Source organism: Neobacillus sp. Fa239, from assembly GCF_055395235.1.
The window spans coordinates 3,651,218-3,678,088 of record NZ_AP041611.1 but is presented as its reverse complement, the minus strand read 5'-3'; the positions used below and the strand labels follow the sequence as shown (position 1 = coordinate 3,678,088).

23 protein-coding genes and 2 pseudogenes are annotated in these 26,871 nt (G+C 37.4%); 17 read left to right on the top strand and 8 right to left on the bottom strand.

Going from position 1 to position 26,871, the window contains the following annotated elements; all coding sequences use genetic code 11:
- Positions 1-50 precede the first annotated feature (50 nt).
- The 3 genes and pseudogenes from ACZ5XR_RS17935 to fdhF form a co-directional block, all read left to right on the top strand.
- A pseudogene (locus ACZ5XR_RS17935) lies at positions 51-341 on the top strand (MHYT domain-containing protein); the annotation flags it as partial.
- Positions 327-2,594: a PAS domain-containing sensor histidine kinase gene (locus tag ACZ5XR_RS17930; RefSeq protein ID WP_464502358.1), complete on the top strand. Its 2,268-nt coding sequence runs from the start codon at positions 327-329 to the stop codon at positions 2,592-2,594. The pseudogene ACZ5XR_RS17935 and the gene ACZ5XR_RS17930, both read left to right, overlap by 15 nt.
- 177 nt (positions 2,595-2,771) lie before the next feature.
- Positions 2,772-4,826, top strand: coding sequence for a formate dehydrogenase subunit alpha (fdhF, locus tag ACZ5XR_RS17925; protein ID WP_464502357.1), 2,055 nt, complete (start codon positions 2,772-2,774; stop codon positions 4,824-4,826).
- A gap of 87 nt (positions 4,827-4,913) precedes the next feature.
- Here the strand turns inward: fdhF and ACZ5XR_RS17920 are convergent.
- A pseudogene (locus tag ACZ5XR_RS17920) lies at positions 4,914-6,215 on the bottom strand (NarK family nitrate/nitrite MFS transporter).
- A 201-nt stretch (positions 6,216-6,416) separates the two neighbouring features.
- Positions 6,417-7,922: an MFS transporter gene (locus ACZ5XR_RS17915; RefSeq protein ID WP_464497680.1), complete on the bottom strand. Its 1,506-nt coding sequence runs from the start codon at positions 7,920-7,922 to the stop codon at positions 6,417-6,419.
- 238 nt (positions 7,923-8,160) lie between these two features.
- Here ACZ5XR_RS17915 and ACZ5XR_RS17910 point away from each other — a divergent pair, with 238 nt between their 5' ends.
- Together ACZ5XR_RS17910 and ACZ5XR_RS17905 are read left to right on the top strand one after the other, a co-directional pair.
- Positions 8,161-9,315, top strand: a complete 1,155-nt coding sequence (locus ACZ5XR_RS17910) for an acyl-CoA dehydrogenase family protein (protein WP_464497678.1) — start codon at positions 8,161-8,163, stop codon at positions 9,313-9,315.
- A 53-nt stretch (positions 9,316-9,368) separates the two neighbouring features.
- Entirely contained in the window at positions 9,369-9,530 is a 162-nt protein-coding gene (locus ACZ5XR_RS17905) for a hypothetical protein (protein ID WP_464497677.1), read from the top strand.
- A gap of 93 nt (positions 9,531-9,623) precedes the next feature.
- Here the strand turns inward: ACZ5XR_RS17905 and ACZ5XR_RS17900 are convergent, their stop codons facing one another.
- Positions 9,624-9,803 (bottom strand): H-type small acid-soluble spore protein, encoded by a 180-nt coding sequence (locus tag ACZ5XR_RS17900; RefSeq protein ID WP_464497676.1) that lies wholly within the window; start codon positions 9,801-9,803, stop codon positions 9,624-9,626.
- 137 nt (positions 9,804-9,940) lie between these two features.
- Between ACZ5XR_RS17900 and ACZ5XR_RS17895 the strand changes: the two genes are divergently transcribed.
- Positions 9,941-10,219 (top strand): autorepressor SdpR family transcription factor, encoded by a 279-nt coding sequence (locus ACZ5XR_RS17895; protein WP_464497675.1) that lies wholly within the window; start codon positions 9,941-9,943, stop codon positions 10,217-10,219.
- Positions 10,209-10,841, top strand: a complete 633-nt coding sequence (locus ACZ5XR_RS17890) for an SdpI family protein (RefSeq protein ID WP_464497674.1) — start codon at positions 10,209-10,211, stop codon at positions 10,839-10,841. Before ACZ5XR_RS17895 ends, ACZ5XR_RS17890 begins: the two co-directional genes overlap by 11 nt.
- 40 nt (positions 10,842-10,881) lie before the next feature.
- Here ACZ5XR_RS17890 and ACZ5XR_RS17885 read toward each other — a convergent pair whose 3' ends face one another.
- Entirely contained in the window at positions 10,882-11,070 is a 189-nt protein-coding gene (locus tag ACZ5XR_RS17885) for a hypothetical protein (RefSeq protein ID WP_464497673.1), read from the bottom strand.
- Between the two features lie 311 nt (positions 11,071-11,381).
- On the opposite strand from ACZ5XR_RS17885, the gene ltaS reads away from it, so the two are divergent.
- The 9 genes from ltaS to ACZ5XR_RS17840 all read left to right on the top strand — a co-directional run bounded on the left by ltaS (position 11,382) and on the right by ACZ5XR_RS17840 (position 21,003).
- Positions 11,382-13,325, top strand: a complete 1,944-nt coding sequence (gene ltaS, locus ACZ5XR_RS17880; RefSeq protein ID WP_464497672.1) for a lipoteichoic acid synthase — start codon at positions 11,382-11,384, stop codon at positions 13,323-13,325.
- A gap of 123 nt (positions 13,326-13,448) precedes the next feature.
- Entirely contained in the window at positions 13,449-13,985 is a 537-nt protein-coding gene (locus ACZ5XR_RS17875) for an HD domain-containing protein (protein WP_464502356.1), read from the top strand.
- A gap of 355 nt (positions 13,986-14,340) precedes the next feature.
- Positions 14,341-14,463, top strand: coding sequence for a hypothetical protein (locus ACZ5XR_RS17870; RefSeq protein ID WP_464497671.1), 123 nt, complete (start codon positions 14,341-14,343; stop codon positions 14,461-14,463).
- Positions 14,464-14,717: 254 nt separating this feature from the next.
- Positions 14,718-15,833 carry a 4-hydroxyphenylpyruvate dioxygenase gene (hppD, locus tag ACZ5XR_RS17865; protein WP_464497670.1) on the top strand — a complete coding sequence of 372 codons (1,116 nt, stop codon included), beginning with the start codon at positions 14,718-14,720 and terminating at the stop codon, positions 15,831-15,833.
- Positions 15,834-15,934: 101 nt separating this feature from the next.
- Positions 15,935-16,855 (top strand): fumarylacetoacetate hydrolase family protein, encoded by a 921-nt coding sequence (locus ACZ5XR_RS17860; RefSeq protein ID WP_464497669.1) that lies wholly within the window; start codon positions 15,935-15,937, stop codon positions 16,853-16,855.
- A gap of 17 nt (positions 16,856-16,872) precedes the next feature.
- Complete coding sequence (locus tag ACZ5XR_RS17855; RefSeq protein ID WP_464497668.1) at positions 16,873-18,030, top strand: homogentisate 1,2-dioxygenase; 1,158 nt, start codon at positions 16,873-16,875, stop codon at positions 18,028-18,030.
- Positions 18,031-18,135: 105 nt separating this feature from the next.
- Positions 18,136-18,753 carry an NUDIX hydrolase gene (locus ACZ5XR_RS17850; protein WP_464497667.1) on the top strand — a complete coding sequence of 206 codons (618 nt, stop codon included), beginning with the start codon at positions 18,136-18,138 and terminating at the stop codon, positions 18,751-18,753.
- 160 nt (positions 18,754-18,913) lie between these two features.
- Positions 18,914-20,275 carry an aspartate kinase gene (locus ACZ5XR_RS17845; RefSeq protein ID WP_464497666.1) on the top strand — a complete coding sequence of 454 codons (1,362 nt, stop codon included), beginning with the start codon at positions 18,914-18,916 and terminating at the stop codon, positions 20,273-20,275.
- 110 nt (positions 20,276-20,385) lie between these two features.
- Positions 20,386-21,003 (top strand): GntR family transcriptional regulator, encoded by a 618-nt coding sequence (locus ACZ5XR_RS17840; RefSeq protein ID WP_464497665.1) that lies wholly within the window; start codon positions 20,386-20,388, stop codon positions 21,001-21,003.
- A 121-nt stretch (positions 21,004-21,124) separates the two neighbouring features.
- On the opposite strand, the gene ACZ5XR_RS17835 is transcribed toward ACZ5XR_RS17840, so the two are convergent.
- From ACZ5XR_RS17835 to ACZ5XR_RS17820, 4 genes are all read right to left on the bottom strand, one after another.
- On the bottom strand, positions 21,125-22,696 hold the full coding sequence (locus tag ACZ5XR_RS17835) for an ABC transporter permease/substrate-binding protein (RefSeq protein ID WP_464497663.1): 1,572 nt from the start codon (positions 22,694-22,696) through the stop codon (positions 21,125-21,127).
- Positions 22,696-23,820 (bottom strand): betaine/proline/choline family ABC transporter ATP-binding protein, encoded by a 1,125-nt coding sequence (locus tag ACZ5XR_RS17830; RefSeq protein ID WP_464497662.1) that lies wholly within the window; start codon positions 23,818-23,820, stop codon positions 22,696-22,698. The genes ACZ5XR_RS17835 and ACZ5XR_RS17830 overlap by 1 nt, the downstream gene beginning before the upstream one ends.
- Before the next feature lie 407 nt (positions 23,821-24,227).
- A complete protein-coding gene (locus ACZ5XR_RS17825; RefSeq protein WP_464497661.1) occupies positions 24,228-24,740 on the bottom strand; it encodes a MerR family transcriptional regulator in 513 nt (170 codons plus the stop codon).
- 64 nt (positions 24,741-24,804) lie between these two features.
- Positions 24,805-25,809, bottom strand: coding sequence for a MerR family transcriptional regulator (locus tag ACZ5XR_RS17820; protein ID WP_464497660.1), 1,005 nt, complete (start codon positions 25,807-25,809; stop codon positions 24,805-24,807).
- 220 nt (positions 25,810-26,029) lie between these two features.
- Between ACZ5XR_RS17820 and ACZ5XR_RS17815 the strand changes: the two genes are divergently transcribed.
- Positions 26,030-26,866, top strand: a complete 837-nt coding sequence (locus ACZ5XR_RS17815) for a DMT family transporter (RefSeq protein WP_464497659.1) — start codon at positions 26,030-26,032, stop codon at positions 26,864-26,866.
- The last annotated feature ends 5 nt before the right edge of the window (positions 26,867-26,871 follow it).

Genomic DNA, 26,871 nt, shown 5'->3' with positions numbered 1-26,871 from the left:
TTACAATCATAGTAGAAATTTACACACTGCTAAGGAAGTGTTGCCAAATAATGAATGGAGTTTTTAGTGCCTTTCACCCATTTTTTACTTTTATCGCTATTGGTTTAACCATTATGGCTTCATATACAGCATTAGATATGTTTACCTTAATAAAATCCTCTGAGCGAAATAAAAGGCTTCTTTTCTTAGGGGGTTCAGTATCATTAGGAGTTGGAATATGGATTACCAATTTTATTGGCATCCTTTTTGCAGATAACAGATTGTTTTCCGGCTATCAAATACCACTTACGCTACTTTCTATTTTTATTGGAATTGCTTTTGCCGGCATGGCATTTGTTCCTATATTTGGTAAGGTAATTCGACTTTATCATCTAGCCGTAACTAGTCTTTTGTTGACTATTTCCGTTTATGCCATTCATATTATTAGCATTTATGCTATGAATTTAGCATTTAATTACCATTTCTCATTATTCGTTTTTATAGGTCTTTTCATATATGGACTCTTTTTATTTTCTCTTTGGATTCTTTTTCCTTCTAAAAAAAATCAAAATGGAAATCAAGTTTGGTTAAAACCAATAAGTGCTCTTATTATGTCAGGAACGATTGCTGGAGGGCATTTTTTTCTTGAAAGGGCAACTCATATAATCTCAAATCAACAGGCAAGCTCTGCCGCAGCAACTCATGATTCCTTTTTCATTTATTTGGTATTATTTGTTTCAATCCTTATCATTGGCGGATTAATTGCCTCAAGTGCTTTAATTAGTAAACAGTTAGCCACAGCCGATACGAATTTAAAAGATATAACAGCCGCCTTGGATGCTTCTTCGATTGTTGCCATCACAGACCCGCGTGGGACGATTACGTATGTCAATGATAAATTTGAAGAAATATCTAAATATACAAAAGAAGAAATATTAGGGGAAAACCATCGAATTTTAAACTCCGGTTATCATTCAAAGGAGTTTTTTAAGAACTTGTGGACGACCATCCATAATGGTCAAATTTGGCGGGGCGAGATTCGCAATAAAGCCAAGGACGGCTCATTTTATTGGGTAGATACGACGATCGTTCCTTTTTTAAACAAAAAAGGAAAGCCTGTTCAGTATATTGCCATCCGTTCAGATACCACGGACAGGAAAAAAGCAGAACAGGACTTGATCGAAAGCTTAAAAGAAAACCGTGATATTACTTTTGCACTCAATCAATCATCCATTGTGGCAATTACGGATGAAAAAGGGAGCATCACAACTGTAAATGATAAGTTCTGTGAAATTTCAAAGTATCGGCGTGATGAACTTATTGGACAGGATCATCGAATCCTAAATTCAGGTTATCATTCAAAAGAGTTTATTAGAAATCTTTGGAAAACAATTGGCAATGGAATGGTGTGGAAGGGCGAAATTTGTAATCGTGCCAAAGATGGGTCGCTGTATTGGGTGGATACGACCATTGTTCCGTTTTTGAAGGATAATGGAAAGCCATACCAATACGTTTCAATCAGAACAGATATTTCTGACCGCAAAATGGCTGAAGAAAATTTAAAAGAAACCATTAAGGAAAATACGGATATCAAGTTCGCACTCGACCAATCCTCAATTGTAGCCTTTACGGATGCACAGGGAAAAATCACCAGTGTAAACGATAAATTCTGCGAAATATCAAAATATAGCAGGGAAGAAATAATCGGACAGGACCACAATCTCCTTAATTCCTCTTTTCATTCCAAAGAGTTTTTCAAAAATTTATGGAAAACAATCGGGAATGGGGAAGTATGGAAAGGGGAAATTCGTAATAAAGCGAAGGACGGTACGTATTATTGGGTGGACACCACCATCGTTCCATTTATAAATGAATTGGGAAAACCATATCAATATCTAGCTATTCGGAACGATATTACGGAACGGAAACGGACGGAAGAGGTATTGCATCGTCAGGATAAACTAGCAGCCGTTGGACAATTGGCAGCAGGCGTTGCACATGAAATACGCAATCCGCTGACTTCGATGAGGGGATATGCTGAATTTTTGCAATTAGATGAAAAAGATCCTGAACGGTTAGAGTTTTTGAACATTATTTTGGATGAAATTGAACGGGTCAACACCATTGTTGAGGATTTCATGGTGTTAGCAAAACCTAAGGCAGTAGAATTAGAAGAAAAAAATGTAGTTCCAGTGATAAAAAATGTTGTTTCACTGCTTGAGTTTGAGGCGAGAAAGAAAAATGTCCACTTGTCATTTGATTGTAATCAAGAAATTATCCAAATTGAATGCGATGAGAACCGGTTAAAGCAGGTATTCCTAAATTTCATCAAAAATGGAATTGAAGCAATGCCAAATGGCGGTGATTTGCATGTCAGAACAATCATTCATGACAATAATGTTCAAATTTCGATTCAGGATACTGGTGTCGGAATTCCAAAAGAAAAATTAAAGAATCTTGGAGAACCATTTTTTACTACGAAGAAAACCGGCAATGGTTTAGGTCTAATGGTAAGCTTCAAAATTATAGAAAGTCATAATGGAAAAGTATTTGTGGAAAGTGAGCCAAATAAAGGCACTACATTCAATATTCTTTTACCAGCAAAAACCGCATAAGATAAATCATCAGTATAGGAGATCATAGATCTCCTATTTTTTATGAAAAAGTGTGCTCCTTTTTACTTTTCAAAAATTAGACATAAATTATCAAAAAAATGAAATCTACTTTGATGAAGAATAGATTAATATGTTTATATAGGTATTAATGTTTTTTATTGGGAGGGAAGACAATTGGTGGAAGCAAGTTTTGTAAAAACAATTTGTGGTTATTGCGGAACAGGCTGTGGCTTAGTACTGGAAGTCCAAGATAACAGAATCATGAAAATTTGCGGCGACAAGGAAGCACCAGTTAATAAAGGTCAAACATGCGTTAAGGGCTCCTTTGCCTATGAATATGTTCATGCGAAGAATAGATTAACCTCTCCATTAATTAAAAAAGCTGGAAAATTGGTTGAAACTACTTGGGAAGAGGCATATCAATATATTGCCGAAAAACTTTCATTCATTAAAGAGCAGTGGGGTCCAACGTCGATCTCGATGTTTACCTGTGCAAGAACTACGAATGAATCGAATTATATTACCCAAAAATTCATGAGGACAGCTATTGGCAGCAATAATATTGACGGCTGCAACCGAACGTGACACGCTCCTAGCGTTGCCGGTCTGGCAACTGTATTTGGAAGCGGTTTCCCAACGAATACGCTTGAGGATTTTGATCGCGCCAAAGTATTACTGCTCATTGGTTCAAACACATCCGATGCGCACCCGATCATAGGGAATCGGATTAAAAAAGCAGCAAAATCCGGTCTTAAAGTAATTGTCATTGATCCTAGAAAAATTGATATGACAAAAAATGCTTATCGACATCTTCAAATCAATGTAGGCTCAGATATTGCGCTTATTAATGCGTTCATTCACGTTATTATCAAAGAACGATTATACCAGCCTGAGTATATTGAACATTTTACAATTGATTTTGACAGGTTGGAAAAGCTTGTCGAGCCATATACACCAGAATATGCCACGGAGATAACCGGCTTAAATTCTGAGTTAATCGTTGAAACTGCAAGGGAATATGCCACTTCTGGTTCCTCCATGATTGCATATACGCTGGGCATAACCGAACACCATTGCGGAGTAAATAATGTTTTTGATATTGCCAACCTTGCGTTGTTAACCGGAAATATTGGTAAGGAAGGCACAGGCATTATGCCGCTTAGAGGGCAAAACAATGTTCAGGGTGCAGGAGATATGGGCTGCTTGCCGAACCAACTTGCTGGAGCGATGAGTATTGTTAATGATGACTATCGCGGCCGTTTCGAACAAGAATGGAATGTCGTTCTTAACCCAGTTGCCGGAGATACCCAAACCAGGACTTTTGACCGAATTGAATCAGGTGGAGTAAAGGCCCTATATGTTATTGGGGAAAATCCGCTCCTTGCAGATGTGCACATGAATCATACAAAAGCCATGTTAGAAAGACTTGATTTATTAATTGTTCAGGATATCTTTTTAACAGAAACAGCTAAAATGGCGGATGTCGTATTACCTGCCCGTTCGTGGGGAGAAGTGGATGGAACCTATACAAATACGGACCGAAGAATCCAACGGGTTCGAAAAGCGATAGAATCCCATCCTAATGTAAAAGAGGACTGGGAAATTCTTTGTGACCTTTCCACTTTAATGGGCTACCCTATGAAGTATGAGAGCAGTGAAGAAATCTGGAATGAAGTAAGAAAACTGGCCTGGGAAATGTACGGAGGCATCAGCTATCAAAGACTTGATGAATTATATAGCCTGCATTATCCATGTCCAACAGAAGATCATCCTGGGACATTTATTATGCACCAGAGATTTCATCAAGCTGTACCAGATGATAAAAAGGCTCCATTTGTGCCGGTTGATTATACCCCGCCGCTTGAACTGCCGGATGAGGAGTATCCTTTTATGTTAACAACCGGAAGAAGATACGAGTCATACAATACTCATTCCCAGACGCGACATTATGCTGCAGGTGTAAAGATAAAACAAATCGAAGAAACCGTTGATATTCATCCAAATGATGCTGAAGCTTTAGGAATTAACGATGGTGAAGTTGTCAAAGTTGCATCTCGCCGGGGAGAATTGACCGTAAAAGCTAAGGTAACAGAGCAAGTGGTTCCAGGATTAGTCTTTATGAGTTTTCACTGGAGTGAAACACCGACAAATATTTTAACCTTAAATGAATTTGACCCAATTTCCGGAACAGCGGAATATAAGGCATGTGCTGTAGCCATTTCGAAATTATAAAAAAATAACAAAAAATAGCGGAGAATAGTCTTCGCTATTTTTCTTTGCAATTTTGGTAGTTTTTTTAAATATAAAACAAGCCGGGGATTACCCGGCTTGTTTTGCCAATGTTTTTGCTGCAGTTGATTTTCTTTGATAAAAGAACCAGTTAAGTCCAAATGATATAGCATAAAAACCAATAAAGAAATAGAACGCTGTTACAGGTGTCCCGGTTGCTTGAACAGACCAGCCAAATAACTTAGGAATAAAGTAAGAGCCATATGCTGCAAATGCTGCTGCAAAACCAATCACTGGTGCTGCTTCTTTTGGTATGAAAATGTTAGGAATCATTTGGAAAGTCGAACCTGAACCAATACCAGAAGCAAGGAAAAGAATCAAGAATGAAGTTAAGAATCCGGAAAATTGCTGACCATTTAAGAAATAGATAACGCCCATTGCCCCAATCGCCATTATGACAAATACATACGCAGTAACTTTCGCACCGCCAAATTTATCAGCAAGTCAGCCGCCTACCGGTCTTGCGGCTGCAGCTACTAGAGCACCAAGAAAAGCAAGTGAAAGATGCTCAGGGAACTGCGATTTTAATAAAAGCGGAAAAGCTGCTGAATATCCGATAAATGAACCGAAAGTTGCTACATATAGAACGGTCATAATCCAAGTATGCTTACGTTTCACGATTACAAATTGATCAGCAACAGATTGTTTTGCATTGGGCACATTATCCATCTTAAACATGGCAAGGACTGTCATAATTAGAATAGGAATGACCCAGATAAAAGCTGCATTTTGTAACCAAACATGCTGTCCTGTTGGTAATACTTGTTTTCCGCCAATAAAAGCAAAAGTACCTGAAGTTACAATAAGCGGAGTTACGAATTGAACGACCGATACCCCCATATTTCCTAAGCCGCCGTTAATTCCAAGAGCTGTTCCCTTTTCCTTTTTAGGAAAGAAAAAGCTGATATTTGCAGATGATGATGAGAAGTTACCGCCACCGAGTCCACATAGTGCTGCAAGCAATAGCATAGTTGAAAAAGATGTGTGTAGGTTTTGTACGGCAAAACCAATACCAATGGCTGGAATTGCCAATATCGCAGTAGAAATAACCGTCCAGTTCTTACCGCCTATAGAACCAACTGCAAATGTGTAAACAAAGCGAAGTGTTGCTCCTACTAATCCTGGTATAGCGGCAAGAGTAAACAACTGCTCATCTGTGAAATGAAATCCGACATCATTTAATCTTACGGCTACTACAGACCAAATTTGCCATACAATAAACGCAAGCATTAAAGATGGGACAGAGATCCATAGATTTCTTTGCGCGTGTTTCCTTCCTTCTGCTTTCCAAAATTTTACATCTTCCGGATTCCAATAATTCAGTCGTGCCATTATTCTCTCCTCCAATTATCTTAAATTTTAATTTTGTGTTGTTTGTTTGTAGTGTAAATATAAATCATCATGGATCCGAGATTTGTGACGTACGTCACAAATCTGGTGAAGGAATTGTGAACATCTTCCATCCGTCAAAAAGTTGTAAAAATTATATCGAAAAAATAGACAAAAAAAAGAGACTGTAACAGTCTCATGATGTTAATGATTCTTCTCATCTTCTTTTTCTTCACTAAACATACCCACATAATTTTTGGTATCACCTGCATCGTCTTTAATGGCAGTGATGGTTAACCATTCTCTGTAAATTTCTTGATTCTTTCGTTTGTTCCAAATATGGCCTTCCCAAAATCCTTCTGTTTGCAAATGAAACCACATATTCCTGTAAAACTCGATGTCATGTTCTCCGGACTGAAGTACGCTTGGTGTCTTTCCAATCACCTCATCTTGTGTATAGCCGGTTATTTTTGTAAATGCAGGATTCACCATTTGGATAATCCCATTTTCGTCTGTAACAGTAATACCTTCAACAGCTTGATTAACTATTTTTGCAGAAATATCAAGTTTATCCTGATAATAAAGCCAAACCACAAGAATGGAACTGGCTAATGAAAATTCAGAAAGACACATGAAGCCAATCGCATAATGTCCGGTAAAGTTAAATAGTATCGTTAGAATTAAAGGAGGGAAAAAACCTCCTAAACCACCCATTGCGGCTACCAATCCATTCACAATACCCGCCTGCTTTGAAAAATATAAGGGCACAAGTTTAAAAATTGCTCCATTGCCAATTCCGGCACAAAAAGCGACTAATAAACATCCAAAAGAGTAAATAGGTAGTGATGGTGTAAATGATAACAGGAAACCTGCGAAAGTCAGACCTGAGAAAACGGCAACCAGGATAAGAAATGGATTCATTTTATCACCAAGCCAGCCGCCAACAGGACGAAAAACTGTTGCCAAGGCAATAAAACCAGCTGTCCTTAAACCTGCATCCACTTTTTCTAAATCAAAATGATTAACTAAGAAAGAGGGTAAATAAATCGTGAATGCTACAAATGATCCAAAGGTTATAAAATAAAATAAACTTAAAAACCAGAGTTTGGGATTTTTATAAACTTCCTCAATTTGCTCTTTTATGGAGTTATTTACTTTTTGCTCGTTTCGGTCCCCAAAAAGGAAATTTAAAATCGCGAAAATGATTACGACGATAAGGAAAATTTTTATTGTAGTTCTCCAGCCAAATGAATTTGCAAGGACAGGGGCAGAAAAGGAAGTGATAGCTGTTCCTATGTTCCCAGCCCCGTAAATTCCGTTGATTAAGCCGTGTTTGGCTTTTGCATAGTATTTTGGCAGGGAGGTTACACCAATCGAAAAAACTGCTCCCCCTAATCCAAGTAAGAATCCACCTGAAATTAACATAAATAATGAATTAGCATAACTTAAAATTGCAATAGGCAAAAGCATAATAATAAAACTAATGCTAAAAATGACACGAGCCCCAAATCGATTGGTCCAATAACCAATTGGAACGCGCAATAATGATCCAAGAATAACAGGTACGGCTGTAGCCCATGCCATTTGCGTAGAGGTAAGAGAAATATCTGCACGGATAAATGGCATTAGTGATGAAATAAGAACCCAAACCATAAAGCCGGCAACTAAGCTTCCAGTTTGAATCAATAATTGTTTTGTTCCTTGGTTCATTCAAATCCTCCTAAAAATTCCATTTAAGTAACTTGTGTATTGAACAATGACTTCATTTGGAAATTTATCTTAAGGTATTATAAGTTGAATTTTAATAATTAACAGTGAGGTATGACACAAATCCTTCATATTCTCAAAATATTTATCATTCCAATTGAATTATGGTTTAATTAGGTAGACTATTAACTTATATTTGACTTTTCAAAAATATCTACTAAATGGGACAGGAGACGAGGGTATGAGATTTCAAGAGCTAGAGTCAATGGAGGAACGCCTCGCGTTCATGGACAGCCTTTCTAAAAGCTTCCTTGCACGTGCGCATAAAATTGATATCGAAGGTGGATTCCCATTTGAAAATATTGAGGATTTAAAAAACACTGGCTATACATCATTAACCGTCCCAATAAAAAACGGCGGCAAGGAAATTCCGCTTTACGAGCTTATTAGACTGCAGGAAAAAATTGCAGAAGGGGATGGAGCAACCGCTCTTTCGATTGGATGGCATATGGGCATAATAAAAAATTTAGGAGAAAAAGAAATTTGGGATGATGTCATTTACGAAAAATTATGCGATGAGGTGAAAAAAGGCGCATTAGTTAACAGTGCAGCCACTGAGCCAAAGACAGGCAGCCCCACTCGCGGCGGAATGCCTGAAACAATTGCAGTAAAAATGAAAGATCATTGGGTAATTACTGGGCGAAAGACCTTTACAACGATGTCACCGGTACTTGATTACTTTATCGTAAGTGCGGCCATACCTGAACTCAAACAGGTGGGAAACTTTTTAATCCCTCGCTCTTCAACAGGAATAAGAATTGAAGAAACATGGGACAGCATTGCGCTAAAAGGGACAGGAAGCCATGATTTAATTCTTGAAAATGTATCAGTGCCAAGGGAGTACTTTGTGGAACAATTAAAATTCGAAGGAAAGAGCGTAAACGGCTGGCTGCTGCATATCCCTGCTTGTTATCTCGGAATCGCCAAAGCGGCAAAAAATTATTGCCTAAAATTTGCAAAGGAATATTCCCCAAATAGTATAACGGGAACGATTATTAATTTACCGAATGTCCGGCAAAAAATTGGCGAGATTGAAATTAAGCTATTACAAGCTGAGTATTTCCTATATGGTGTTGCTAAAAAATGGGACCATGCAAAACATGAAGAAAGAAACCAAATGGGGCCGGCTTTAAGTGCAGCCAAATTAACGACTACCAATGCAGCTATTGAAATTGTTGACCTGGCTATGAGAATTGTAGGAGCTCAGAGTCTATCTTTAAAAAATCCATTACAGAGATATTATCGTGACGTTAGGGCAGGTCTTCATAATCCACCGATGGATGATATGACCATCCAATTGCTCGCTAATTATGCCATATCACAAGAGGGAAATTAAATTGGATGAAACGGCTTCTAAATACACACTCTAAGAAAAAGGGGTGAAACAGGATGCCGAGAGGGAAAGAATTAGAACAGCTGCCAATGGCCAACCTCGCTCCAGGGGCTGGAAAAGACGCCAGCAGTACGAACAGAGAAGTACTGGGGAGCGTTGTTCAAAATGTACAGCCTGAACCAAGCGATGTCGATAAGGAAAATGAAGACATGGTTTAAGAGAGGATGTCTCAAAAGAGTCTGACCCCCTCACTCGCTATATAATGCGTTGTGGGGGGCTTGCTCTTTGTTAAGAGATATCCTCTCTTATTTTTATTCCTCTGTCAGTTCACCAATTTCCACGGTAGAACGTTCTTTATGTGGTCCACGCAAATGGACTGCTGCCGTTTTACCATCTTCATTTAATTGATCAATCCAAACAGATTCCCCGTGGTATTTGACTTCAATGTCTGCAGATGAAGACAAGATTTGTTTTAAGCGGTTTGCATTCATACACGTCACTCCCCTAAAAATAGTCGTTTTATTTTTTGCAAAGAATCTAAATTCATGCATTTTTAGGATATTAAAATGCTTACCACCATGCTATTATATATTTAGATAATTAACTAAATGTTGAAGAAGGGGACAGAATGAACGAGGTTTTCAAAGCACTGTCTGATTCGACAAGGAGAAAAATTCTTGATCTATTACGTGAAAGTGATTTAACAGCTGGAGAAATTGCCGATAATTTTTCAATGAGTAAACCCTCTATCAGCAATCACTTAAAAATTCTAAAATCAGCCGGCTTGGTCCTGGATGAAAAAAAAGGACAATTTATTTATTATTCTTTAAATTCGACAGTTTTACAGGATGTCATAAAATGGTTGTTAGATAAAAAGGATAGAGGGGAAAATAACGATGAAAAATAAATTTTTCTATCTTACTTTAGCCATTTCCATTTTGGTGTTAATCATTAATATTATCGCCTATCCTTTCTTACCGGCTCGGGTACCTGTCCATTGGGGATGGAATGGAGAAGTTAATCGTTACGGCTCTAAACTAGAGATGGTATTAATGGGAGCTTTACCGCTTTTTATCATGTTTGTTCGAAAAATTATCCCGGCAATAGACCCAAAAAAAGAATCCTATCAAAAACATAGTAATGCCTACACAAGAATGACATTTCTCGTCGTCATTTTCTTAGCCGTTTTGAATCAAATTGCAGTCTTAAATGCATTAGGTTTCCCTGTATCATTCAGCAGAATCGTTCCCGCACTACTGGGAGCGCTCATGATTGGCATGGGGAATTACATGACACAGCTTAGGCCCAATTATTTTATCGGCATTCGAACACCTTGGACACTGGCATCTGAACTTGTTTGGAAAAAAACACATCGCTTAGGCGGATATGTATTTGTCATAGTCGGCTTGATATCGCTTTCTTCTATAATAATAGGCGGTTTTGCGATGACTTTATTCCTCGGCGCCTTAATAATTGGAATAGTACTAATTTATTCCTATTCGTACTTCATTTTTAAAAGGAATATTTAAATAATAAAAAGGGAAGGAATCAAAATGATTTCTTCCCTTTTTATCGATCATAAGGATAATCAATATGGACCCCATTTATGCCACCAGGATCATCCATATTTTCGAGAGAGCTAATATATTGATTTAACTCAATTTGAAGCTCCTTTGGGGCCCCCGGCTTTAAATGCCAATTTCCTGGTTCATCTACGAAATAAGGACTTTTTGTAAATTCAGGCCTAATTTTTGGCATGTTAATCTCCCTCATTATTATTTAGTATTAATAAGGTTTACTAACCTCATTTCATTTATGCTTGAAACTTTAAGCGGATTTTACCGTCATATATAAATGAGATTAAAAGTAGTCATGTCCCATCATTCATTGGCATAAAAAATAAAAAGATGCCCCACTTATAAAGCGAAAACCAAAAAAAAATGACGAAAAATATTGAGTGAATGGGGACTTAAAATGAGTCTATGTAGGTTTTTAATTTTAGATGAAATATGATATAGTAATTGATGTTCGTTTACCGAAGTTTATTGGTAAGTGAGAGGAGAATTAAAATGAAAAAAATACAATGGCCAAAAACACTAAACAGTAATCATCTTGCGTTCTTTGCTATTGCTGTTATTTTGTTTTGGATCAAAACCTATACGGCCTATCAACTTGAATTTAAACTTGGAATTGAAAATAATCTTCAAAAGTTTTTACTGTTAATAAATCCCTTAAGTTCTGCACTTTTCTTTTTGGGATTAGCTTTAATGTTTAAGAAACGCATGAAACTTGTGTTGGTTATCATAAACTTCTTACTATCGTTTTTATTATATGCAAATATTGTCTATTATCGATTCTTTAATGATTTCATTACCATTCCTGTTTTGATGCAAACAAAAACGAATACGGGGCAGCTTGGTGATAGTGCTCTTTCATTAATGTCTATCTATGATATTTTTTATTTTACAGATACCATTATTCTAATTATTCTTGCTTTCACTGTATTTAAAAAGGTGACACTAACTAATAGAAGATCGTTCAAAATGGTTCTGTTATTATCAATTACTGTATTTCTTTTTAACCTTGGATTGGCTGAAAAAGACCGTCCGGAATTATTATCACGTTCATTTGACCGAAATTATTTAGTTAAATACCTTGGTGCCTACAATTTTACAATATATGATATTATTCAAAATATTAAATCGTCCAGTCAGCGGGCTCTTGCTGACAGCAGTGATATTACTGATGTAGAAAATTATCGAAAAGCTAATTATACAGAGCCAAATCCCGCTTTATTTGGTAAAGCGAAAGGAAAGAATGTCATTTTTGTTTCTTTGGAATCGTTCCAAAGCTTTATGATTAATTATAAAATGCCCAATGGACAGGAAGTTACACCTTTTTTAAATTCATTAACACATGATAAAAATACTTTCTATTTTGATAACTTTTTCCATCAAACGGGACAAGGGAAAACATCTGATGCTGAATTCTTAATGGAAAACTCATTATATCCAATGTCACAGGGGGCTGTGTTTGTCAATAAAGCTCAAAATACGTATCAGGCAACACCAGCCATTTTAAAAGGATTGGGATATAATTCGGCAGTATTTCATGGTAACTATAAAACGTTCTGGAACCGAAACGTGATGTATAAAGCATTAGGCTATGATCAATTTTTTGACGCGGAGTATTACAACATGTCTGTAGAAAACACCAAAAACTATGGCATGAAGGATAAACCTTATTTTAAAGAATCAATGCCGATGCTGGAAAGTTTGAAACAGCCTTTCTATACAAAATTTATTACACTATCAAACCACTTCCCATTTCAAATGGATCCACAGGATACTGATTTTCCAGCAGGTGATTTTGGTGATACCGTGGTTAACCAGTATTTTCAATCGGCTCATTATATGGACCAGGCATTGGAACAGTTCTTTAATGATTTAAAAGCGGATGGCTTATATGATAAAACGGTAATCGTCCTTTATGGTGACCATTACGGAATTTCTGAGAACCATAATACGGCTATGGCTAAGGTTCTAGGTGTAAATGAGATTACTCCAAAACTTAATGCAGACTTGCAGCGGGTTCCATTATATATTCATGTCCCAGGTGTAAAAGGCGGCATTGAGCATCAATATGGCGGTGAAGTAGATGTCCGCCCAACACTTCTTCATTTATTAGGTATTGATACAAAGGATTACATGGAATTCGGATCTGATTTATTATCGAAACATAATCGTGACTGGGCATTATTCAGAAATGGTGATTTTGTCTCTCCATCTGTAACTCAAGTAAATGAAAAATGTTATTCGTCTTCTACAGGAGAATTATTAAATCAAACAAATGCATGTAAAGATATTGATCAAAAAGTAAAAACTGAATTGCAAATGTCAGATGAGGTTGTTTATAAGGATTTATTACGCTTTTATAAGCCGAAGGGATTTACGCCAATAAATCCTGACGACTACGAATATTTAGGTCCTAAAAAAGCAACGTCAACGCCTTAAAGGCTTAAAAGAGAGAAGAAGCAAATTGCTTCTTCTCTCTTTTTTTAGGTTATTTCTAGCTTTCATTAATGGTTTATTTTATAATGAATCTTAAAAATTTAAATATATGTTGGGAGGGGTATGATGAGAGATGTGACACTGTTAAATATATTTGAACATCGTATTGCCCAAAAATATTTGAATCGGTCCGGCCTTGCCCATGCCATCGCAGTTGCCTATCATGCGTTTCATTTAGGCAAAGAACATCAAGTTGATGTCGATATAGCCTCAAAAGCAGGGCTGCTTCATGATATGGGCCATTACACCTGGTATAAAAATGGAAAATGGGATTATGATTTATATAAGCAAAATGATATTCATGCGATAAAAGGGGCTGAAAGAGCGCATAAACTGCTTATTCGCCTCGGTGAGAATCCTATTAAAGCTAAAACTATCGCCCTTGCCATCCTGTTTCATACCGATTCATTTCTTCCCTCTAATGATATTATTCGGACTCCTCTCCAGCAAATTGTAAAATGGGCGGATGAAAAGGATGAAGAAAAAGGCGGGATGCACCACTATCGGAAAATTAATTTTGAGAGGGCAAAGCAAAGTATCATTAGATTGGATCAATGGATTGACCGTGAACAAAATAATGATAGTAATTCTAAAGGTTCGTAAGGCTGATAAGACAAAAAAAATCCGGCTCTCTAGCAACCGGATATCAAAGGGGGGAAGTGATTGTCCTAACAGTTTACATATTACAGAACAAAAGTGAACAATCCATGAAAAAAACATTATAAGTTTATTAAATTAATCCTTATCATATAAAAATCCAGTCAAAAACCTATTTGGCTGGATTTTTTCATAGTAAACTCGTACTTTTTAGATTAACCTGATACTATTCTCCTATGTTTATAAAACAGATTTTTAAAAAATTGTATTTTTAAAAATCACCCCCTTACCTAACATGAATGGTGCGAATCTTTTATTAAAGAAGCACTTTCAACTTTATAAATGGAGGTTAGATAGGGCTATGAATATGATTGATATCGATAAATTACTAGAATCCACATCAAATCTAACATATGAGAAAAACCAACCTAAAATAAAACCGATTGAGATTGATCAACTGCTTGAAAAAACAAGAGACTGGTAAAACAAGCCATTCACTCGGAAAGTAAGGGACAGTGAATAATTTGTCGATAAAAAAATTAATCACTCCCTACAAACAAAAACAGCCCATTTCCGGGTTGTTTTTTTGATTTGTAAGGGAATTAACACTATATTCGTGTTGTTTTCTTTAGTGCCAAAAAGCGTTATTGCTTTACATCCTGCTCTTGAGAGGTTTGAAAAAATTTTTATAAAATTAATTCAGAAAAGTATTAATTTTTTAATAAAGGAGTTATTCGGATGAGAGAACAAAGAGTAAGGAAAGAGCAGCTCGTCAATGATTTTTTTCCGGTACTTGACGTGGATTATATTGAAATCTATACAGGCAATGCCAAGCAGGCGTGCCATTTCTTTTGTTCCGCTTTTGGTTTTAAAACAGTAGCATATTCCGGACTGGAGACAGGCAACCGTGAAACGGTTTCTTATTGCCTGCAGCAGCGGAATATTCGCTTAGTAATAACGGGATCGTACAATGAAGATAGCCGGGTTGCCCAATTTGTAAAGAAACATGGCGATGGTGTGAAGGATGTAGCGCTTTTAGTTGATGATGTGGAAAAGGCTTTTGCGGCTGCGGTTGAAAGAGGTGCAATTGCCCACATTGCTCCATTTGAATTAAAGGATGACAAGGGAGTTATCAAAAAAGCCGTTCTAGGTACATATGGAGATACAATCCATACGTTAGTAGAACGCAAGAATTATCAAGGTTTATTCATGCCGGGATTTGTCCCATATTCGGCTTCACTACCTGTAGAAGATGCCGGGTTAATCGGTATTGATCACGTGGTGGGAAATGTGGAAAGCATGGAGGAATGGGTTGAATACTATTCCAAAGTAATGGGATTTAAGGAAATGAAGCATTTCTCAGATAAAGACATCACGACTGAGTATTCTGCATTAATGTCAAAAGTTATGCACAATGGCGGAAGGATTAAGTTCCCAATTAATGAACCTGCAGAAGGAAAAAGAAAGTCCCAAATTCAGGAATTTCTAGAATTTTATAATGGGCCAGGTGTGCAGCATTTAGCCGTTTTGACGGAGGATATTGTTGAAACCGTAACCATTTTGAAAAAGAAAGGAGTCGAGTTTCTAAATACGCCTGACTCCTATTATGAAGCATTGGGTGAGCGGATTGGTAAAATTGATGAAGAAATCGATAAGCTCCGTGAGCTAAGTATTTTGGTCGATCGCGATGATGAGGGTTATTTATTGCAAATTTTCTCCAAACCGATTGTCGACCGGCCAACATTATTTATCGAGATTATTCAGCGAAAAGGTGCCCGAGGCTTTGGCGAAGGAAACTTTAAGGCGTTATTTGAGTCGATTGAACGTGAGCAAGAAAGGCGTGGAAATCTTTAATTAAGAGAGAAAGAGAATGGTATATATTAAAGGGGTTTACCATATGTTCGTTAGAAAAGGGAGAATATCATTCTCCCTTTTTCAAAAGGAAAGGTGAGTCAATGAGATTTGTTACCTTTGAAAAAGCAGATGGGGCTGTCAGGGCCGGTTTGATGCTTGATGGAGAGTATATTGTCGATTTATATGAAGCGACAGACGGTGCGTTACCGGATAATATGCTTGATTTTCTGGATGATTATGAAGTGTTTTATGAAAAAGCAAACCAACTATTGAACCTATCAAGGAGTTCTGTCGGGGTTTATTCACTAAATGATCTTCGTCTAAAAGCACCGATTCCAAATCCAAGAAGCTTTCGTGATTTTTATGCATTTGAACAGCATGTGAAAACCGCCAGGGAAAACAGAGGATTGGAAATGATTCCTGAATGGTACGAGATCCCTGTTTTTTATTTCTCCAATCATTTAGCGTTCAAGGGGTCAGGAGAAGAAATAATTAAGCCGGATGACTGTGAATGGCTTGATTATGAGTTGGAGATTGCCTGCGTCATTGGGAAAGAAGGTAAGAATATTCCTGCTGTAGAAGCAGACAAGTATATCTTCGGATACTGTATTTTAAATGATTGGAGCGCGAGAGATTTGCAGCGCAAGGAGATGAAGGTCGGACTGGGACCGGCAAAAGGGAAAGACTTTGCTACTTCAATCGGTCCATGGCTGGTTACGAAAGACGAAATTGAACCGCTCAAGAATGGGAAGGGCTATAACCTTTCAATGACAGCGAGTGTAAACGGGAAAGTATTATCAAAAGGAAATATGAAAGATATTTACTTTTCATTTGCAGACATGGTTGAACGGGCTTCTAAAGGTGTAACCCTCTATCCTGGTGAGATTATTGGGTCAGGTACTGTAGGTACAGGTTGTTTGCTCGAGCTTGGACAAGAGGTGCATCGGTGGTTAGAGCCAGGTGATGAAGTTAAGCTTGAGATTGAAAATTTAGGAGTTTTACAGAATAAGATTACTGTTTAACGAAATGAGGTGATTGGATGTTTTATCGTCAGATGGGAAAGATCCCCCATAAGCGCCATACGATGCTAAAAAAAGAAGATGGAAGTCTCTATCGCGAGCAAGTGATGGGGACACGCGGCTTTTCAGGAACGCAATCCATTTTATATCATGAGTACATGCCAACAGAAGTAGTCAAAGCAGAAGTAAAGAGTCATTATTTGCCAGACTTTGAAGAACAGGAAACCCTAAGGCACCGGCATTTTTTTACCAGTTTGGTACAAAAGAACGGAGATGCCCTGAAAGCAAGGGAATATATTTTAGGTAATCAAGATTTACTCATAGGAACTGCTCATGTGACGGAGCCCATGCAGAGCTTTTATCGGAATGGTGATGGGGATGAAATGCTCTATATTCACTATGGATCGGGCACGCTTGAAACGATGTTCGGGACGCTATCATATCGTGCAGGTGACTATCTGGTCATACCGATCGGAACGATTTTTCGGTTGATCCCAACCCCGAATGAACTGACCAAAATGCTCTTCGTAGAGTCTTTTAGTCAAATAACAACACCAAGGCGTTATCGGAATGAATATGGACAGCTTTTAGAACACAGCCCATTTTGTGAAAGGGATATCCGCGGACCGGAAACGTTGGTATCATTTGATCAAAAAGGCGAGTATGAAGTCATTACGAAATCAAGGGGAAATCTCCATTCCCATATTCTTGGTCATCATCCACTCGATGTCGTCGGCTGGGACGGCTATCTTTATCCGTGGGCTTTTAATATTGAGGATTTTGAGCCGATTACTGGCAGAGTCCATCAGCCGCCACCTGTCCATCAAACCTTTGAAGGGAATAACTTTGTTGTTTGTTCCTTCGTACCGCGTCTTTATGATTATCATCCGGAGTCCATTCCTGCCCCGTATTACCATAGCAATGTAAATAGTGATGAACTCCTATATTATGTTGAAGGAAATTTTATGAGCCGAAAAGGAATTCAGGAGGGGTCGATCACGCTTCATCCAAGTGGTATCCCGCATGGACCACATCCGGGTAAAACCGAAGCGAGTATAGGAAAAAAGGAAACACTTGAGCTGGCGGTAATGATTGACACCTTCCATCCTCTTAAAGTGGTTAAAGGGTTATCATCAATAGAGGACGCCAAATATATGTACTCTTGGGCGGAAAAATAGGCAAGGCTGTCTCAGGAAGGGTATGACCCTTTGTTATGAGACAGCCTCTTTTTTTATTAATAAAAAAAGGGCATATTGATATAATCATAATAAGAGGTGAAACCGATGAAGTCTGAATTAATCGAAGAAAAATTAAAATCACGGACTCCCACCATATTAGGGAGTGAGAAGTTTTCCAAATATGCGGTTCTGTTACCACTTATCCAAAAAGAGGATGGAATCCATGTATTATTTGAAGTTCGTTCGCATGAATTACGAAGACAGCCGGGAGAGATTTGTTTTCCAGGAGGAAAAATCGACTCAACCGATACCGATGAAAAAGAGGCAGCAATTCGGGAAACGATTGAGGAGTTAGGAGTAGAGAGAGAGAATATCTCAGGTGTTTTTCCATTGGATTATATGGTTTCACAATTTGGAATGATTGTTTATCCGTACGCAGGGTTTATTGAATGTCCAACATCCATCCAACCAAATCCTGCTGAGGTGGGAGAGATATTTACCGTTCCGGTTTCATTTCTGTTAAATACAGATCCAGATATCTATCAATTGAATTTTAAGGTAGAACCGGAGGAAAACTTCCCCCTTGAATTAATTCCTAATGGAGAGAACTATAAATGGCGAACAAGAGGTCTAGACGAATACTTTTACAAGTATGAAGACAAGATAATATGGGGGTTGACAGCAAAAATTCTTTATCATTTTATTGAAATTCTCAAGAAGTGATCGGCAGTGAGTTTTGTAATGGAATTCACTGTTTTTTTTTTGTATTCAATGTCCGTATATAAGCAACAAATGTGCACTATAGGCGGAAAAAACTCTTGATTATTTTCCGAATAGAGATAAAATTAAAATTATATTTTTCGGAGATTAGGAGTTGTCATGGATGAAGGTTGTAAAGTTTGGGGGTTCCTCTTTAGCATCCGGAACACAGATTGAAAAGGTTTTTAATATTGTCACAGCAGATTCCGAACGAAAAGTGGTAATCGTATCTGCACCTGGAAAAAGGTTTACAAAAGATCAAAAAGTAACTGATTTATTAATTGAATGTGCTAATCTATGCTTACAGAATAAGGATCCTAAGGAAAAGATGGATGCTGTACTTGAAAGATATTCACACATTGCAATGGAATTGGCTCTTTCTGAAGATATTATTGAGGAGATAAAGGGTGACTTAACTAGAAGAATAAATGGAGATAAAACCAATCAAGAAAAATTTATGGACTTGCTTAAAGCTAGCGGTGAGGATAATCATGCCAAATTAGTGGCAGCTTTTTTCAGAAAAAAGGGTGTTGAAGCTCATTATATTGATCCGAAGGCTGCTGGACTTCTGGTAAGTGATGAACCAGGAAATGCTCAAGTTTTGCCGGAATCCTATTCAAACCTATTTTCTCTTCGCAATCGCTCAGGTATCTTAATTTTCCCAGGTTTCTTTGGCTATAGCCAAAAAGGGGAAGTGTTTACATTTTCCCGCAGCGGCTCGGATATTACCGGGTCGATTCTGGCGAATGCGTTAAAAGCTGACTTATATGAAAACTTTACAGATGTGGATGCGGTCTATTCCGTTAATCCTTCAATTGTTAAGAGTCCGAAGGAAATAAAGGAATTAACCTATCGTGAAATGCGTGAACTTTCCTATGCAGGATTTACCGTATTACATGACGAAGCGCTTGTTCCCGCATTTCGGGCGGGAATACCCGTTAATATTAAGAATACGAATAATCCAAGTGCACCGGGTACAAGAATTGTCTATGAACGGGACAACACAAATGGTCCTGTAATTGGAATTGCTAGTGATAAGGGATTTTGCAGTATTTATGTAAGTAAATATTTAATGAATAGGGAGATAGGCTTCGGCCGTAAACTTCTTGGAATTTTAGAGGAATTTGGCTTATCCTATGAACATACTCCATCGGGAATTGATGATGTTTCTGTTATTCTGCGAGAAAGCCAGGTCGATGCGGAAACTGAAAAAGTGATTATTTCGCGGATTAAAACAGATTTACATGCTGATGAAATCAAAATTGAGCATGGGCTTGCCCTTATAATGGTTGTAGGAGAAGGGATGCGCCGTAATGTCGGAACGATGGCTAGAGCTTCCAAAGCCTTGGCAAAAGCAGAGATCAATATCGAAATGATCAACCAGGGATCTTCTGAGGTAAGCATGATGTTTGGAGTAAAAGAAGAAGAAGAAAGAAATGCGGTTAACGCCCTTTATGAGGAATTTTTTATAGCCGTAACAGTGTAGAAAGAAAAGTGGTTCCAATTATCTATAAAATCATCAGTAAACTACCTGTCCTCGCAGAGAAGCTTCGAAAAGAGTATATTAGAACTAGAAAACATCGTATGGAGGTAGGTATGGAAAAGACACAAATCCCAACATATGAGCGAATTGCGATTGATTTAGCCAATCGAATCTATGATGGAAAATTTAAAGTAGGAGAAAAGATCCATGGGAGGTCGACATTAGCCAGTGAATACAAGGTCTCTCCTGAAACAGTTCGAAGAGCAATTAAGATTTTAGAAGACGTTGAGATTGTTCATTCAACAAAGGGAAGCGGCATTATTATTTCTTCAAAGGAAAACGCCTTTAAATATATTCATCGGTTTTCGAATCTGGCAAGTGTTAGAGATCTCGAGAAACAAATGAATAAACTTATTGATGAGAGAGATAAATTGGATGAACAGCTATTTGTAACATTGAGAAAAATCATGGATTATTCCGAAAAACTGCGGCACACCAATCCATTGGCACCTATCGAGGTCGAGATTTTTCCTGGATGTGATTATATTGGCAAGACCATTTCGGAAATGAAATTTTGGCAGAATACCGGTGGTACTGTTATTGGGATGAAAAGGAATGGGGAGATGATCATCTCCCCAGGTCCCTATGCTTCCATACTTGAAGGGGATGTCCTCTTAATCATCGGTGATGAAAAAACATACGACCGGGTTGTTCATTTTCTTGAAGATTAAAAATAGGCCGTACCAAAAGGGTCTGACCCCCTAAGTTCAACACTCAGTATATAGTCGCTTTTACGATAAGTTTGGCTATATATAGACGTTGTGGGGTCTGACCCTTATGTTAGCCTCTTTTTTATTTCGAAATTAATCCCTCTTTTACCAAAAAGTCTTTTGCTACCTCTGCTGGGGATTGCTTCAAACAGTCTACCTTGTAATTGAGTTCACGCATTTTTTTGTCTGATAACTTGCCAGAAAGTGAATTAAGGATGTTTTTAAGTTCAGGATGTTTTTTCAAAGTTTCATCTTTGATGATTGGTACAGCATAATAAGGAGGAAAGAAGTGTTTATCGTCCTTTAATACCCTTAGGTGAAAGGCCTCCAATAAACCATCTGTTGAAAAGGCATCAATGACATCACTTTTATGATTATTTAGAGCTGTATAACGTAAACCTCCATCGACGGCTTCAACAGATTTAAACTTCATATTATAGGATTTTGCTAGTCCTATTAAACCATCCTGTCGATTTGGAAATTCGATGGTTGGCCCCAAAATTAACCTGTTGCTTACTCCTGCAAGATCAGAAATAGTATTTAAATGATATTGTTTAGCCGTATCCTGCCTCACCGCTAATGCATAGGTATTATTAAATCCAAGCGGTTTTAACATATCAATTTGATATTTTTGCTTAAATTCCTTTTTAACATAATCGTATACCTTGTCAGGGTTACTTTGCGGCGGTTGTTTGAGGATATTGACCAGTCCTGTACCGGTATATTCTACATAGGCATCAATATCGCCTTTATTAAGTGCACTGAATGCAACTTGTGTGCCGCCTAAGTTTAACTTTCTTTCTACTTGAATATTAGTTTTATTTTCTATTAAATCTGCCAGCATATTGCCAAGTATTAGCTGTTCGCTAAAGTTCCTGGAACCAATGACAATTTTATCTTTATTTTTCGCGATTCCTTTAGAATAAATGCTAATGGCACCGATTAGAACCAATAGTAAACAGCTGATTGCAATTAACCACTTTTTTGCTTTTTTCTTCTTACCAGAAGCATTTAAATGCTGTTTCTTATTTGTATAGGATAATTTGGATTCAAGTTTTCCAACTGCAAAATCAATAAGAAGAGCCAGGATACAAGCAGGTATGGCCCCAGCCAAAATCATATTATTATCAACAGTTTGCACGCCTGAGAAAACAAGATATCCAAGACCTCCTGCTCCGACAAAGGCAGCGATGGTCATCAAGCCGACAGCTGTTACCGCAGAAATTCTGATACCCGCCATAATCATCGGGAAAGCTAACGGCAACTGAACCTTCCTCATTGTTTGGCTCTTGGTTAAACCGATACCTTTGGCGGCTTCCAGAATATCTGGCTCAATATTGGTCAATCCAGTGTAAGTGTTCTTTACAATTGGGAGCAAGGAATAAAGGACGACCATTACTATAGCGGGTGAACTTCCGATTCCAATGAAAGGAATGAGAAAACCGAGTAATGCAAGACTCGGAACCGCTTGAATAACATTTGTTGTTCCTATGATCGGTTTTGACAGTCTTGGTTCTCTTGAAATTAGTATTCCAAGGGGAATCCCGATGATAATTGCAATTAGGACAGATAAAATGCTCAAATAAATATGTTGACCAATTAAACTTAAAAGTTGATCAGAATTTGAGTTTAAATATTTCCAAAATGTACCCATTAAAAGGCCACCTCCAAGTCGATCAGTTGGCTGCTTAATGCGGATAGAATACTGCTTCTTGTAATAAGTCCCGTCAATTGTTTACCGCTATTTACAACCGGTACATAACCGATTTTGTGTTCATTCATCGTAGATAAGACGGAAATTAAATTTGTATTTTGAGAGACAGATAGTACGTTTTGCTCCATAATCATTTCAATCGAGGTATTTCGATTGAGCAGCTGAATGCTTTTTAAGGTTACCATCCCGATTAGGACATTATTTTTATCTGTAACCATCAAACTATCCACTTTGTTATCCCTCATGATTTCGATTGCCTGCAGGACATTTCGCTTGGCTGTTATCTTGACTGGGTTATGAATCATGATATCTTCAGCCATTAATAATTCGGGATTATTCCAAATTCTTCTTTTCCCAATAAAATCTTCTACAAAGTCATTTGCAGGATTTTTTAAGATATTTTCTGGGGTATCGTACTGGAGAATGTCTCCATCTTTTAAAATACAAATCCTATCTGCGATTTTAATCGCTTCATCCATATCATGTGTCACAAAAATAATCGTTTTATTTAATTCTTTTTGCATTTGGAACAGTTCATCCTGTAAAGAACTTCTAGTTACAGGGTCTAAGGCACTAAATGGTTCATCCATTAAAATGATATCTGAGTTGGTGGAAAATGCTCTGGCAACCCCAACTCTTTGTTGCTGTCCGCCGCTTAATTCTTTTGGAAAACGATGGAGGTATTCCTGTGGGTTTAATCCAACCATCTCAAGTAATTCGCTTGTTTTTCTGGAAATTGAACTTGGATCCTCCCCTTTAAGCTTTGGAATCAGTTCTAAATTTTCCTTTATGGACATATGCGGGAAAAGACCAGTGTTTTGAATGACATATCCGATATTTCTTCTAAGTTCAATTGAATCCATTGTTGAAATATCATTGCCATTAACAAAGATTTTCCCGGATGTTGGCTGGGTTAGTTTATTAATCATTTTTAGCAGCGTCGTTTTGCCGCAGCCGCTTGGGCCGATAAAAACTACTAATTGACCTGCATCAATTTCAAGTGAAAATGAATTAATAATTGCTTTTGATCGATATTTTTTCTGGATATTTTTAAACTGGATCAATGATCGTTCCTCCTTTTTTAAAATTGTTAATTGGAAATCTGACAACTTAACGATAACACAGAAGTTGTTGCTTTGTCGAATATGTAAAATTATTACCATTTTCTTTTCGATTCTTAAAATAGGCTATTTGGCTTAGTTTTCTTGGATATGGCACTGTTAAACTTGGTTGTTGATTTCCGTTCCGTGCGCTCGCTTTCCGCGGGGAGGTCCGGGAGCCTCCTCGGCGCTTTAGGCGCCTGCGGGGTCTCCCGTGACCTCTTCATCCCGCAGGAGTCGAGCGCCCTCCGCTCTAATCAACGGTTGTAAAAAATTAACATTCACCTTTAACACATCCATGATAAAAAAGACCTTTTATATATGCATTTGCAAAATAAAAAACCCTAAGCTGGGTTTTTTATTTTTTCATGTTAAACTCCAAATAAAGTTTTGAAAAAGTTTTTCTTCCCTGATTTCTTTTTCTGATTTTCTTGATGAGCTTCGGTTTGATGTAGAATTTTGAAATCATCCAATTGTTTTTGAAGGCTGTCCACCTGCTGATTCAATTGCTTTACTTGATTCTGTAAATCTTCGATATCCTGACGGTGTTGAAGTAGTTGATAGGACGCAACGGAGTCCGCTTTATCATTTAATTTTAATTCCAATTCCTTAAGCTTTATCATTAATTTCTCGTATGTCTGGTCATTTTCAACGCTCTTCGTGACACCTTTACGGATCTTTTTTTCTTTTATTGGAATGATATCCTGAAGGAGAACCCCATTTTGAACCTTTACTTGAATTTCTTTTAATACATCAATATCTTGATCCTTAAAACTATAATGCCCTCTATCATTCCGTTCCATCGGCAATTCAAGCTGCTTTACCCAACGCTGAATCGTGCTGGGCGATACACCTAAAAGAGTTGCAACTTCACTTGTATTCATAATTTGAACACTCCCATTTAAAAAATAGGTCAAAAGACAATTTCATCCATCCAACATTTGTTATCTAGGCCCAGAATTTCCACCATTTTTTCTCTTTTGCTGAAGCTGCATCACGAAAACTGGTAAGAAAATCTTGAAAGGCTGCTTCTCGTTGTTTTATTTCTTGTCGATATTGCTCACGTTCCTCAACATAAAATTCTCGGTCTTTTGAAATGACTTGGGCCAAGGCATCAATTTCACTATTCGTTGCGTCCACATAATGAAATAATTCTTCTGTTGTTTCCGATAGTTGTTTAGAAAGGGAGAAAAATTCTTCTGATGTTTCAATCGATGAATTTGCAATACTGTTTGAAAGGTATCTTAGTGATACAGAGGTGTTTTCAGCGGTCTTTTCAAGGGTGTCAGCAAGCTCGTGAATTCCAGCCTTCGTATTTTCAGTTGCTTCAGCTGTTTTTTCAATTGCTTCGGCAAGTTCGGTAATTTGAACCTTTGTATTTTCAGTAGCTTCAACTGTTTTTTCCATTGTTTCAGCAAGCTCGTGAATTTCAGCCTTCGTATGTTCGGATGCTTTGTAGATCGAATCAGAAAGAGACTTAACGGTTAAAAAAGTTCCTTTTGATATTTCTTTTTTGACTTCCTCTAATACTTCTTTCCGGACGACATTGCGAATTTCTTCTTTTACATCAAGTAAAAACGTTTGCTTATACGTATCCATTGCTTCGAAAAATAATTCGGTATTATTTATGCTGGATTCTTCTATTGCAACTGGGTTAATTGCTTCTGAAACCACTTCCAGAGAGGTTTCAGGCTCGGGCTCGATTAATACATCACTGTTTTGGATTATTAATCTTTCTTGCAAGCACTCCCGGATTTCTTCATGACTTAATTTTTGGGTGTATAATTGTTTGATTTCAAGTAAAAGATCAAGTTCAACTTCGGTAAAAATTCTTGCCCCCTGTTTCGTTCGAGGGAACTCAATTAGACCGGTTAATTCCTTTTCCCATTGTAGTATTGTTCTTTTATCAATATTTATTTTTTTAGAAATTTCTCTTATTGTATATATTTTCATCAAAATTCAACCCTTTCTACATGAAATACGGTTTTATTTATTCATATGTTATTAATTCACCAAGATATATCGACTTTTCCTGCAGGATGACAAAAGAAATCAAAACAAGACGGGAATCACGAAATTACAACATGTATTTGCAATAATTGAAATTTATATTGAGAATAATGAAAAAAAAGCATACAATTTGTAGTGGAAATATTCAGAGGGAAGGGTCACTATGTGGATTGCAGCAGCATTTTTGACAATGATTAGCTTTGGTACAAATAATACTATTTTCAAATGGAGCACAGGCAATGGTTTATCAAAAATCCATATCCAGTTTTTCTTTTATTTTGTAGCGTTTCTTTTAACTTTCGGATATGGGTTGTGGATTGGTATGCCCGACATGAATCTATTTACAATTATAATCGGATCATTAATTGGTATTTTAAATGCCAATGGCAATATCCAAATGTCTAAAGCCTTTGAAAAGGGCCCCGCTAGCATTACATCGCCACTAATCGGTATTAATGCTGTATTTCCAATTGTAAGTGCGGCGGTCATTTTTCATGAAAAGATCACTCTCATGCATTGGATTGGCATTGTTTTTATGTTGGGCTCTGCAATGGTCATTCAATACTCACCTGCTTCTAATCGACAAACCAATTATCTGTCATGGATGATCAGGGTTTTATTTGCTGTATTTTCATTTGGTGTATTAGGGATTTTGATGAAGACTTCATCGTACTTGCATATCCGTTCAGAGAATATATTAATCTCGATGTACGGTGGAGGAGCCATTTATTTGGCAGTTTGCAGCCTGGTTAAAAAGGAACATTGGCGTAAACGGGAAGTAAATGTCGGAACAGTAGTTGGACTTATAAGCATTCTGGGTTATAGTGCGTATTTCTTTGCCCTAAAGTTTGGTGCGGCAAGCATTGTTTTTCCCATTGTTAGTCTTAACTGTTTGGTGGTTGTTTTTGCAGGTACCTGGCTTTATAAAGAAAAATTAAAATTGTACCAAATTATAGGAGTATTCTCAGCTGTTCTAGGGATCATTTTTACAAAAATATAAAAAAA